Source organism: Bacillus sp. EB106-04-02-XG92 (genome assembly GCF_058791995.1).
The window spans coordinates 18,951-32,114 of sequence record NZ_JBYTEA010000019.1; the positions used below are offsets into that span (position 1 = coordinate 18,951).

Here is a 13,164-nt window from a genome sequence, read left to right on the forward strand (position 1 = left end):
AGCATCTTATTCTTTCAAGATGCTCTTTTTATTTTTATTTCTTATGCCCGTGCAACTGATTACACGGAGAACATTGAAATGGAATTTTATCTAAACAATTAAAGTTCGTTTCACAAATTTGTTCAATCGTTGGAACGAACGGTATGACCACAATATTACTTTCTATTATTTGTGTAACAGGTGGTAACACTGGACCTACTTCATGTTCGAAGCGAATACTCGCTTGATTTATATAATTCCCTGAACCGCTTGGTGCTCTCTCCACTACTACTTGGAATGAAACTGTCCGTGCTTCACCTTGATTTAAACTCCCTATAAGAAATCCTGATACTGGGTTTACATTTGGCACTGGCGCATTACCAACCGTTACACTTCCAAGGATAAATCGTACACTACTATCTAACATATCTTGAAAACGAATATTTTGTATAACATTATCTCCCGTATTTGTAATAACTGTCGTAAACGTAATAACATCTCCAATCGTTGCTGCCTGTAAATCTGCCGTTTTTACGACTGCCGTTGAGACGTTTTGAGGAATAAACGGGATAACAACTGTATTGCTATCACCTTCAACTACTACTGGCAGCTCATTCGGATTTACAATTGCGAGCCCATTTGCTATAGCAGTATTTGTGACTAAGTTATTTATTTGCCCTCCTGTTATTACAACTTGAAAATTAATAATTGCTGCATCATTTGGCTGAAAATCACCTAACGGAATACCAGTATTCGGATTGGCAAATGGAAAAGGTACATCATTTACCGTTACCGTGCCATTTATAAATAACGTATTTGGATCAATGATATCTGTTAACACAATGTTGGTCACAGGAACTGTACTATCATTTATAACGGCAATTCCGTAAGTGACAACATCCCCTATCATTGCTACTTCAAAGTTTGCTCCTTTTGCAACAAATAAGATTGCAGTATTTACCGTTACAATAACTGTATTGCTCGTGTCCATCACTGTAACTGGCGGCTCTCCTGGTACTAAAATATATTCTGCTAACGCTCCAGCAACGTTTACTACTGTTCCACCATCCGGAAAACTTGTAATCGTAGCTTCATATGTTACAAGTGCCGTCTCACCAACTGGTATATCAGGTATCGTAAATCCAATCTGCGGATTTAACCCCGGTTGCGGAACCCCATTTATCGTTACACTATTTAGAACAAATTCAGCTTCCTGAGATAACACATCTATAAATTGAACATTCATCGCATCAGCCGTACCAGTATTTAATATACGAACAGTATACGTTACCGTTTCTCCCACTCCAACAACCGAATGATCTACTTCTTTCAGCATATCTAAACTACCTCGGTTTACTGGTGTGACTGTCGTATTACTTGAGTTCGTAATTGTAAACGGTGGTTCTCCTGGAATCAATTCGAAATCACCAGTTACTCTCGCTGTATTCATAATGCTACTAGAAGGCGGAATTGCGATTACATTTACTTCAAATGTAATTAATATACTATCCCCTACTGCAAGATCTGGTAATGAAAAGCCTACAAAAGGATCTAAACCTACTTGCGGAATTCCATCTATTTGTACACTTCCAGGAACGAATTCTAAACTAGATGACGGAACATCAATAAACTGAACATTCGTCGCTGTTACCGTTCCCGTATTTGTAACTTGCACACTATAAGTTAACGTATCCCCTAATCGTGTTGCTTGCTTATTTACGGTTTTTATAACATTAAATCTTCCTCTATTTACCCTTGTAATTGTCGTATTACTCGGTTCAGTTACTACAACCGGTGACTCTCCTGGTACTAAAGTAAAGCTTCCTGTTATATTTGCAACGTTCGTAATGGTTCCTGATGACGGGATGTTTGTAACTGTCGCTTGAAACGTCACGATAACGGTTTCCCCAACTGGTATATCTCCAACTCCAAATCCAGTAATTGGATTTAAGTTTGGTTGCGGGGTTCCATCTATCGTTACACTATTTGGTATAAATGACGCTCCTGCTGAAATCGTATCAATAAACTGAACATCATTAGCTGTTACCGTTCCTGTATTCGTTATTTGAACTGTATACGTCAATACATCTCCAACGAGAGTAGCAGCCCTATTTACTTGTTTAATAACATTAAATCTTCCTCTATTTACAGTTGTAAGTGTTGTATTGCTCGGTTGGTTTACTACAACTGGTGGTTCTCCTGGTACTAATATAAAGCTTCCCGTAACATTTGCAGTATTAGCAATTGTTCCGTTTGCTGGAACACTGACAACTGTTACTTGGAATATAACTTCTACACTTTCACCTGGGCTTATATCTGGAAGCGTGAATCCATTATTAGGATTGAATCCAGGTTGTAGCACGCCATCTATCGTTACACTATCTGGTATAAATGTGATCGAGGACGGTAATACATCACTATATTGAACATTCGTCGCTACCACTGTACCTGTATTTTGAACTACTGTTGTATATGTGATTGTATCACCTAATGCAACAACCGGCTGACTTACTGATTTTAAAACATTTAAACCAGGTTCATTAATTTCTGTTAATGTCGTATTACTTGTTGTCGTCTCCGTAATCGGTGGTTCTGTTTCACTTACAGCAAATGTAGCTGTAATGTCTACAAAGTTAGCAACTGTTCCACCTTCAGGTATGCTCGTAACCACTTCCTGATATGTGACAAGTACAAAATCATCTACAGGTATATCTGGAACTGTAAAACCGATGAAAGGATCTAATCCTGGTGCCGGTACCCCATTTATGCTCACACTTCCCGGTACAAATGCTACGCCGGCGGAAGTTGTATCTATAAATTCAACATTCGTCGCTGCCACTGTACCGAAATTAAAGATTAATACATCATACGTTAATATTTCTCCTACAGTCGCTACTTCTTTATCGACTATTTTTAATGGAAATATAGACGCTATATTAATTGTCGTAACGACTAAATTCGTTAATATCGTTTCCGTAATTGGTGGTTCCTGCGGATTTGGTTGTGAAGTAAACGTAACGTCAGCATCATTTAATATAACTTCATTATCTGGAATTTCCGTAATCGTCACTTGGAACGTCACAGAAATACTCGCTCCAGCATTTAATAGTGGACTAACTGTAAAGCCTATTTCTGGATTTAAACCGAGTTGCTGCACCCCACCTATCGTTACACTATCTTCTTCAAATGTCGTTCCTTCTGGAATGACATCTTGGAAGAGCACATCTGTAACAGGGATAATTCCTACATTTGTTATTAACACTGTATACGTTAATACATCTCCAACAGCACCAGCGGCAATATCAACTGTTTTTGTTGCTGTTACTTCACCAGGAGGCGGTAACGGTATCGTCACTACTGTCGTATTACTTGAATTTGTCGTTGTTACAGGAGGCTGTAAAGGATTTAATAAAAAAGTGGCTGTAGCAGATGCCGTGTTTAGTACGGCTCCGCGCGTGGATGGCGCAACTACTGTTACTTGGAACGTTACAGTCAATGATGTTCCAGCTGCAATATTAGGAAGCGGAAAACCTATATTTGGATCAAATCCAGGTTGAGGCGTTCCATTTATCGTTACACTATTTGCTACAAATGTTGTTTCTGGAGCAATTGGATCAATAAAAGAAACATTCGTTGCTGTTACTGTGCCGTTATTTCGAATGACAACAGAATACGTGTAAGTTTCTCCAAGTGCTGCTTGTTGTACAGATGAAGATTTTTGTATATTTAGCTGCGCTGTGTTTATTTGCGTCACTACAAAATTACTATTTGTTACAGTCGTTATTGGAGGGTTTGCTGGATTTATAAGAAAACTTGCAGTAACGTTCGATTGGTTTCTAACATTTCCACCGCTCGGAACACTCGTCACTGTAACTTGAAACGTAATCGTAGCCGTTTGCCCGACTGGAATATTTGGTACTGGGAAACCTGCCATAGGATCCGCGCCTTGCTGTACGACTCCGTTTATCGTCACACTATTTGCTACAAACGCAGTACCAGACGGAATTGGATCTTGAAAAATAATATTCGTTGCAGGAACAGTTCCTGTATTTTGAATAAGAATCGTATACGTTAACGTATCTCCTACTCCTGCTTGCGTTGTATTTACACTCTTCATTACATTAAGGGATCCTACATTCACTCGCGTCACAACAATATTACTAATCGTTACAATTGTAATTGGTGGCTGGAGAGGACTTACTTGGAAATCAGCAGTTACATTCGCATTATTCGGAAGAACTCTATTTGGTGGTACACTTGTAATTGTTATTTGAAAAATAACTGTTACCATCCCTCCGACTGGAATATTAGCAAGCGGAAATCCAATTGTTGGGTTTAAACCTGGTTGAGGCGTTCCATTTATTGTTACACTATTTGCTACAAACGTTGTTCCAACTGGAATTGGATCAAGAAACGATACATTTGTCGCTGCTACTGTTCCACTATTTTGTATACGAACTGTATACGTTAACGTATCTCCTACTCCTGCTTCAGCAGCGCTTACACTCTTTATTACATTTAATCCTGAAGAATTCACGACTGTCATAACAGTATTACTTGGCACCGTTACAGTAATTGGTGGTTCTGTTGGATTTACAAGAAAATCTCCAGTTACGTTCGCATTATTTACAACATTATTTCCTTGTGGAATTTCATCAATTAATACTTCAAACGTAACAATTACACTCCCACCAGCGGGTAAATTATTTAATGGGAATCCGAATTCTGGATCTGCCCCTTCTTGTAAGACCCCATTCACAAAGACACTGTTTTCAATAAATAATGTCCCTTGTGGAATTGAATCTTGGAAAAATACATTTGTAGCTGGTACACTACCTGCATTTATAATTTCGATTGTATATACTAAAACATCCCCTACTGTTGCAACATCCGTATTCACTGCTTTCACAACTTCAAAGTTCCCTGATTGTATAGTTGTATTCACAACGTTACTCGGAACATTGATTGTTACGGGTGGTTCACTCGGATTCACTTGAAAACTTGCTGTTACATTTGCTTGATTTAAAATATCTTCATTTTCTGGATCCTGTACAATTAATACGTCAAATGTGACTACAACTGTTTGAGCCGCAGGAATATTCGGAAGAGAAAATCCTGTATTTGGATTCAATCCACTTTGTGGTACTCCATTAATTATTACAGAATTTGCAACAAATGAGACAGCGGGAGAAATAGTGTCTTGGAAAAATACATTTGTTAGCGGAACGTTTCCTGTATTTTGGATGGCAATCGTATATGTTAAAGTGTCCCCTACTGCCGCTTGTGTCGTATTCACTTCTTTTATTACATTTAAACCGCCTGTATTAACTTGTGTCACAACTGTATTCGTTTGTCTATTAATCGTCACTGGTGGTTGATTCGGAATAACGACGAAATTAGCAGATACATTTCCGCGATTCGCAATCGTGCCTCCTGATGGTGTAGATGTCACTCGGACTTGAAAACGCACTGTCCTACTTCCACCTGGAGAAATATTTGCTACCGCAAACCCAGTCGAAGGATTTGCTCCAGGTTGTGAAACCCCATCTACAGTCACACTATTTGCGATAAAAGTCGTTCCAATTGGAATCGGATCTTGAAAAATAACATTTGTCGCAAGTACATTTCCGATATTCTCAATTGTAATAGTGTAGGTAAGAATATCGTTAACCGTCGCAAAAGCTTTATCCACTGTTTTTCTCGTTCTTATATCAGCTATATTAATAGTAGTAACTACAGTATTACTTGTCGCCTGCCCTGAAACTGGTTGTTGGCCAGGTACTGGAGTAAAGTTAAAGGTTGCACTCGCACGGTTCGGAATTGGATTGACAAGTGGATTAGATGTTACTCGAACTTGAAAGCGCACTACAGTCGTTTGAGAAGCATTAATACTTCCTAGATTAATACTACTTGCTGGATTTGCTCCTGGACGTGCTACTCCATTCACTGTAACACTATTTGGAACAAATGTTGTTCCACCAGGGATACTATCGACAAAAATAACATTATTTGCAGTGACATTCCCATTATTCGTCACATTAACCGTGTATGTTAATACATCATTAAGTGTTGCTGTCTGTAAATCTACAGATTTTTGCATACTTATAGTTGCTTGATTCACTGTCGTTTGTACTGTGTTTGAAGAAGACGTACTTGTAATAGGAGGGCTACCAACGAAAGGACGGAATTGATATGACACCATTGCACGATTTGAAATAGGATTTGGATTCGGGAATGATGTTATTCGAACTTGAAATGTAACAATTCTTTGCGTGTTATTTGGGATTGTACCTAAATTAATTCCATTAGCAGGGTTCGCATTAGGCTGTGTTACTCCTCCTACCGTTACACTACCTGCAACAAACGTCGTTCCGTTCGGAATACTATCACGTAATACAACATTTTCTGCACTTCCTGTTCCTGTATTTGGGACCGTAATCGTATAAGTGAGAGTATCCCCTACTCCTGCGACTGTTCTATTAACCGATTTAACAGGATTAATAATTGGCCCTGTTGCATCAATTTGAACCCCAAAGCCAGCTGCAGCATATCCATCTCCATTAGTAACGAATCGAACTGTTGCTGAAGTTTGATTATTTACTAATGATGCAGAGGCATTTACATTCGTAATATCCCATCCTTGTCTTCTGACGGCTAAAGCTGCCCCTAACGGCTGATTCAAATTCCCAAATGTCCCGGTTGTATCTAGCTCTCCAATGTCATTACAAATTTGTGATTGAAAGAAATTATTAGCAGGGTTTCTCGGGCCTGATAATGCAACTGTAGCATTTGCATTCGGTCCAAAGCGAAGTTGGTCTCCAACAATGTTAGAATCACCTTCTTGAGCAGTTACGAGCACCCGTCCTGTTACAGCTCCTGTCGCAGGGGTAGCAAATCCTGAGATAGTTGCATCAACTGGTGGTGATGAAGCATCGATAATTTCTTGACCTGCATAAACTGACAAATTCCGAAGTGGCAAACTGGCATTTTGATACACAACCTCAAGCGTCCATCCAGCCGAACGACTAATAGTTGGATCAGATGAAGTTCTTGCAGCTGGCACAGCCCCCGTTGTATAAGTTCCTGCCCCACCTGCACTAACAAGATTCGTTACATTAGCAGAGCGAGCATAATAAAATTGATTTCCTACTGAGCCTTGCTGCGCGGTTGCAGGATCTGGCGTAACAGAAAACGTCCCTGCTGGCGTTGTAAATGTAATGTTATCATTTAAAAATGGTAAAACATCTTCCGTATCAGTCCGGAAAGTACCAGCCCAAACTAATTCTGCGTATAACACACTGCTTCCCGCTGGAAGATTTAAAATGGCACTTGAAGAATTCAATTGCCATTCATCTGTTGTCCCTGCTGGAAATCCTGGTACTTGCAGCGCTGTATTTACTGTCGTAAACACAGCAAGTGTACCAAAAATATTGCCTGGTGCAGGCGATGTAGGGCTAAGCCCTAACGTATTCCCCGTAAAAGTGACGGCACCAGGTACTGTTGTTGTAAAACGATTTATAAAAGGCACACAATCATCTCATTTCAATTATAGTAAAAAGTGCTCTATACTATAAAATGTAGACAAACTGTGCAATGTACTTTGTCCAACAAAATTCCGCACATACGAGAGGAGCTTACTACACTATGCGCTATGTTATCGTAACAGGAACTTCACAAGGTTTAGGTGAGGCAATCGCCGCGCAATTGTTAGAAGAAAACACGAGTATCATCTCTATTTCTAGAAGAGAAAATAAAGAGCTTACGAAACTTGCACAGCAATATAACAGCAATTGTGTTTTCCACTCCTTAGATCTTCAAGATGTACATAATTTAGAAACGAACTTTAACGAAATCATTTCATCTATTCAAAAAGACACTGTATCATCTATTCATTTAATTAATAATGCTGGTACACTCGCACCGATGAAACCAATAGAAAAAGCTGAAAGCGAACTGCTCATTACGAATGTTCAAATTAATTTACTTGCACCGATGATTCTTACCTCCACTTTCATGAAACATACGAAAGACTGGAAAGTAGATAAACGTGTTATAAACATTTCATCTGGCGCAGGGAAAAATCCTTATTTCGGATGGGGCGCTTATTGCACGACGAAAGCTGGTGTAAATATGTTTACACAGTGTGTAGCAACCGAAGAAGCAGAAAAAGAATATCCAGTAAAAATCGTCTCTTTTGCACCTGGTGTTGTTGACACAAGTATGCAAGCACAAATTCGCGAAACAAATAAAGAAGATTTCATAAATTTAGACCGCTTCATCGCACTAAAAGAAGAAGGAAAACTATTGTCACCTGAATACGTTGCGAAAGCAATTCGTAACTTACTAGAAACTGAGAATTTCCCGCAAGGTGAAGTCATTCGAATTGATGAATAACAAAAAGGCATGCTCTAATAGCGTGCCTTTTCATTTTATTTCTCTAAAAATATAAGTACAGACTCCGCAATTTGTTCATAACCAATTTCTTGATAAATTTTATTAGACGTAGGATTCGCTAGATCAGTATATAACGTAGTCGTCTTATACCCTTCATCTAACATACGTTGACTAAGTGCACCGACACAACTAGATGCGTATCCTTTTTTCCGTTCTTCTTTCGGCGTATATACGAAATTAACTGTTATATTGTTTGTAGTCGGTCTCGTTTTTGCAGCTACAGATACAAGCTTCCCGTCTACTTCTAAACCAAATAGACGACGGTTCGTAATTAATGTATGAGCGGTTTGGGTCGCTTCTTCTTTTGTAGTAGGCAAATTCACATCTTCGCAAAATTGATATATCCACTGTTCTATTAATGGTAGCTCATCACTACTTGCTTCTCGAAAGACTCCACCTCCGTTCCACTTTTTCTTCACTTGTTTTAATTCATATACACCTTGCTCCATTACAACAGTAGTTTTCTTATTTTCTAACACGGCAATCTCTTCCGCTAATCTCTGTACAATTTTCTTATTACCGATCAATCCAGGAATATTTGGATATACTTTCGTTAATTTTTTTGCAAGTTCCACGATGTCCCCTTCTGACATCTCAGACGTAGCAACAATGATTTGTTTCTTTTCTTCTGTTTGAAGAAATACAACTACAATTTCTTCCTCTTGTTTTGCTATCCCCATAAATATCGGTTGTTGGATCATTTGTAATACACCTAATATGAGGTTATTTTCCTGCTCATTCTTCTCTAAAAATGGTGTAACCTCCTCTTTAAAAGTAAGAATCTCTTCATATACATGTAATTGAATCATCGACAATCTCTTCTCTCTATTTATAGTTTCATTAAGTATTGGCGATTAATTCACTAAATCCCTCTTTTACGATTCAATAATATCCGAGGCTAACGTATTCAAATCATTTTCCGCTTGTAAAATTCTCTGTTTTTCTTTTTCAAATACCTTTTCTTCTTTCTGAAATGACTCTTTTCGATTGTTAATCATACGCTCCATTTCTTTTTTACTCGGTCCACCGTATACCTTTCTTTTTTGAATGAAAGCTTCTGGCGATACAATCTCTTCCCACTCGTTTTCTAATAGCTGTATTTTATAATTTTCTTGTAAGTATATATTTACATCTTTGAAATGCAATTCATGCAGCTCCTTTTGTTGCTCCAATGACATATTTGCAATAACACTTGCTGCATGATGCGCATGCCGAAATGGAATGTTATAGTTTTTTGTTAAAACATCTGCGAAATCAGTTATCGTAATTGCATGTTTATAAGAACGACTTCTCAACGTTTCTTCTTCTATTTTCATCGTTCGAATCACTGCATTCATAATACACAAAACACGAATAGTCTTTTCAATTCCTTTATATAAATACGGCTGCAAGTCATCTTCCGTATCGACAATATCACCAAATGGCGTATTATGAATCATTTGAAATACTGTAAATGCTTCTCCTAAAGCACTACTCGTAATCGCACGCGCATGCTCAATTGAAACTGGATTTCGCTTTTGCGGCATAATACTACTAATTTGTACATATGGCTTCGCAACAGTAATACCATCATATTCTTTCGTCGCTAATAGTAAGAAGTCATGAATCCATCTGCTCGTATTCGTCATCATTACCATAAGTAGCGAGCTAACTTCTAATAAATAATCCGCTCCCGCAACAGCATCATATGAATTCTCAATTACATTTGTAAATCCAAGTAAATAAGCAACTCGCTCTCGTTTAATCGGGAAACTTGTTGTAGAAAGAGCGGCGGCTCCCATTGGAGACTGATTTAAAAATTTGTACGTTCGTTTCATTCGCTCTAAATCTCTTTGCATCGTATCATAAATCGCTAGCGTATAATGACCAAATGTAGTTGGCTGCGCTGGTTGTGTATGTGTATAAGCCGGCATAATCGTTCCCTTATGATCATCGGCAAGTTGCAACATACTTTCTTGCAATAACAAATGATGCTCCATTAATCGTAGTACATATCGCCTTAAACTCATGCGATACATCGTTACACCCATATCATTTCTACTTCTACCAATATGCATATTGCTTACAAAATCGCATTTCGCTTCTTGAGAAATTAAATGTTCGACTAAAAAAAAGAGATCTTCATGTTGCTTTGTATATAGCAATTGATCTTTCGGAATCCCCTCTATCTTGTTTAATGCGTGTAATATAACTTTAGCTTCTTCCTTTTTCATTAAATTTTCTTCAGTCAGCATCGTAATATGCGCTTTATGCACTTGAAACATATCTTTTAATAAGTAATTTCGTTGAAAATGAAATACATGTTGTAATACACAATCTACATATGTTTTCCCAGGGAAATCAGCGCCTTCACTCTTTATAAACTCTTCTTTACTTTGTTTCATCACCTTTTCCCCTCTCACCTAAGTATTACTACCCATCATACCCAGAGATAGGAAAAAAGTGCTTGTACATAAAAAACTCGGTGCTCTCTGCACCGAGTTTATTTAATAAAAGTCGCATCATACTTATCACTTTGCAACACTTGGAAATGTAAGTTTGCTAAATGTTTACGTATTTCTGCACTGTCGTCCTCATTTAAATTATTTGCTAAAAACACTATTTCTGTACAGTTCCCGCGTTTATCCATCGCATAAACTGCTTTTGTAACTGTCCATGGCGTATAACCATTTTTTTGCCCTGCATGTCTAAATGTTTTACGATATTTCTTAGCGCTCATATCTGTTTCAACAATATTCGCCCACACTTTTTCTTCGGCTTCTGTTAGGCCACCTTTATGATTTGCCTTTTGAAGCAGTACCATATAATCGTTTGCAGAAGCTGCTGGTAATCGATCTGACCAAATTTTATCGTAACGTTCCTCTAAATAAAGAGGAATTTCCTTCTGCAATAATGGTCCCTTCTTTTTTAAGCGTTCATGAATAATCATCGCGTATTCACGATATTGTTCTTGAGACATTTCTTTTAACTTTTTCTCTACTTTATATTTCGGAACATGTAGTTCTTTATGCAAATATCCAGGGATGTATAAAGATGAAACAATCGGAAATAGCGGCTGATGTGCTGGAAGCGATAAACTTTGTAAATTACGATTAATATTATCTAACCCTAACACTTCCATTAAATATTCAGCATTCGCATTCGAACTAAACTTAACCATTCCTTTTGCCACTTCTTCTAAAGAAACTGCTCCTTCTGTTATCTTGTCTGTCTTTTGCAAATACCTTTGCCATCTATCTTGTGCACCGCCATCTGTATTAGGTACGTAATAACGATTCACATCATTTATGGAAACGAAACTAGATGGATCAATTTTCCCTTCTGTAACTTGTTTCGTATATTCAAGCGCCACGATTAATTTCATCGTACTCGCAACTGGCAATACAACATTTGGATTTACAGAATAAACAACTTTATCATTTCTCTTTACTAGAAGCGCGCTATTTTTTTCATCTTTATGTTCTTCAATAAAGGATGCGATATACTGCGCATCATCATTATTTGAGCTCCATACTTTTTTCACTAAAAAATTACCCGATATTAGCAAAACGAAAATACCCACAATTACTGCGCATACTATAGTTTTTTTCAAGTAAAATTCCTCTCCTATTGTGTAACTCTTCTCTATTTATCTCTTACAAACAAAATAGTGGAGATGATTATTTTAGTAATCATCTCCACTATTTTAACTTGTATCCTCTTATTATGTCTACGTCATAATTTTGACGAAGTCTTCGAGAAATTTTTTATATTGTAATGACCAACCTATTCGAACCCAATTCTTTAAAGCTTTTGCATCAGGTTGAGGCCGAAAATCAGCAATACTTTCCCCCTTTGCAATCCCTACTGTATCTACATCGACACGGCGGTATACATAGTCCAAAATAGACGGATTTGCCGCAACCATCATTGTGACAACGTCATGCACTGGACTTCCTTTTATTTTCGGATTTAGCTTCCTATAAGCTTTATAATAATACGTAAAAATAGGTTCAATTAATTTATTAAAATTCGTTTTAGAATGTTTCGTAATGTAATTCACCATCTCTGGCGTAATAATTGCTTCAGATGTAACGTTAAGTGGCACTAATGTCACATTCTTGGCGTTTTGCATCACTAATTGTGACGCAATTGGATCACCATGAAAATTCGCCTCTGCGACTGGTGTCACATTGCCAGGCATTAAAAAAGCGCCACCCATTATATAATATTCTTTCACATACTTCATCATTGGCTTTTGCAAAATAAACGCTGTCGCAAGTGTCGTTGACCTGCCAGCATCAACAATGATTAATTCTCCTTTATATTTTTCAAGAATATCAAAAAACTCACAAAAAGGCTTTATATTCGGAGAAAGATTTTTTGGAGGACGAATTGGTCCTAAACCTTCTGCCCCGTGAATTTCCGGATAGTATGTTGTAATATCTCCAGATAAAGGAATCTTCGCACCATTAATAACTGGTATATCTTCCCTTCCTGCTAACTGCAATAAATATGCTGCATTACTCGTCGCCTTTTCTTGCGTTACATTTCCATATCCCGTTACTACGCCGACAATATCAATATCAGGATGCAACAATCCATACATAATTGCTAAAGAGTCATCAATTCCCGGGTCTCCTAAAAATAATACTTTTTTCATCACCCTCAACTCCATCCCCTCAATTGTTATTAATTTATGAATAGTCATTGATATACAGAATAAAAAAGAACAAATTCATACGAAAAAAC

General features: G+C 37.7%; 6 protein-coding genes. 1 reads left to right on the forward strand and 5 read right to left on the reverse strand.

Annotated elements, in window-relative coordinates; translation table 11 throughout:
- Nucleotides 1–34 precede the first annotated feature (34 nt).
- Nucleotides 35–7,507 carry a DUF7507 domain-containing protein gene (locus tag AC3WVA_RS27120; RefSeq protein WP_098880514.1) on the reverse strand — a complete coding sequence of 2,491 codons (7,473 nt, stop codon included), beginning with the start codon at nt 7,505–7,507 and terminating at the stop codon, nt 35–37.
- A gap of 116 nt (nt 7,508–7,623) precedes the next feature.
- On the opposite strand from AC3WVA_RS27120, the gene AC3WVA_RS27125 reads away from it, so the two are divergent.
- The gene (locus tag AC3WVA_RS27125; RefSeq protein ID WP_098346109.1) at nt 7,624–8,373 is read left to right on the forward strand and encodes a (S)-benzoin forming benzil reductase; all 750 of its coding nucleotides are present in this window, start codon (nt 7,624–7,626) and stop codon (nt 8,371–8,373) included.
- 35 nt (nt 8,374–8,408) lie between these two features.
- Here the strand turns inward: AC3WVA_RS27125 and AC3WVA_RS27130 are convergent, their stop codons facing one another.
- From AC3WVA_RS27130 to AC3WVA_RS27145, 4 genes are all read right to left on the reverse strand, one after another.
- Entirely contained in the window at nt 8,409–9,242 is an 834-nt protein-coding gene (locus AC3WVA_RS27130; protein WP_098346110.1) for a GNAT family N-acetyltransferase, read from the reverse strand.
- A 66-nt stretch (nt 9,243–9,308) separates the two neighbouring features.
- Nucleotides 9,309–10,835, reverse strand: coding sequence for an argininosuccinate lyase (gene argH / locus AC3WVA_RS27135; protein WP_321191671.1), 1,527 nt, complete (start codon nt 10,833–10,835; stop codon nt 9,309–9,311).
- A gap of 80 nt (nt 10,836–10,915) precedes the next feature.
- A complete protein-coding gene (locus AC3WVA_RS27140; protein ID WP_098346112.1) occupies nt 10,916–12,025 on the reverse strand; it encodes a serine hydrolase in 1,110 nt (369 codons plus the stop codon).
- 117 nt (nt 12,026–12,142) lie between these two features.
- Nucleotides 12,143–13,123, reverse strand: coding sequence for a nucleoside hydrolase (locus tag AC3WVA_RS27145; RefSeq protein WP_142321018.1), 981 nt, complete (start codon nt 13,121–13,123; stop codon nt 12,143–12,145).
- Nucleotides 13,124–13,164: the final 41 nt, after the last annotated feature.